Origin of the sequence: Micromonospora craterilacus, from assembly GCF_003236315.1 — a bacterium.
Lineage (GTDB): Bacteria > Actinomycetota > Actinomycetes > Mycobacteriales > Micromonosporaceae > Micromonospora > Micromonospora craterilacus.
The window spans coordinates 1-414 of the sequence record NZ_POTY01000588.1; the positions used below are offsets into that span (position 1 = coordinate 1).

General features: G+C 71.3%; 1 protein-coding gene. It reads right to left on the reverse strand.

Features of this window, described 5'->3' with window-relative positions:
* Positions 1-382: VWA domain-containing protein (locus C1I95_RS34575; protein WP_233514088.1), on the reverse strand; the 382-nt coding region annotated here is incomplete at its 3' end.
* Positions 383-414: the final 32 nt, after the last annotated feature.

Genomic DNA, 414 nt, shown 5'->3' on the forward strand with positions numbered 1-414 from the left:
GGTCGGGGAAGGCGTCGGGCGTGCACGCGAACGCGGGTACGCCCATCGCGGCCAGCGCGGCGGCGTTGTCGTGGTCGTAGAACGGCGCGCCCTCGTCGGACAGCGCCAGCAGCACGATCACCTGCACGCCGGCCTGCGTCATCGCGGCCACCCGGCGCAGCATCTCCTGCCGGACGCCGCCCTCGTACAGGTCGCCGATCAGGATGAAGATGGAGTGGGCCGGCCGGGTGATCAGGCCCTGGGAGTAGGCGATGGCCCGGTTGATGTCGGTGCCGCCGCCGAGCTGGGTGCCGAACAGCAGCTCCACCGGGTCGTGCAGGCGGTCGGTCAGGTCGACCACCGCCGTGTCGAACACCACCAGGGACGTCTTCAGCGACCGCATCGACGCCAGGACCGCGCCGAACACGCTGGAGT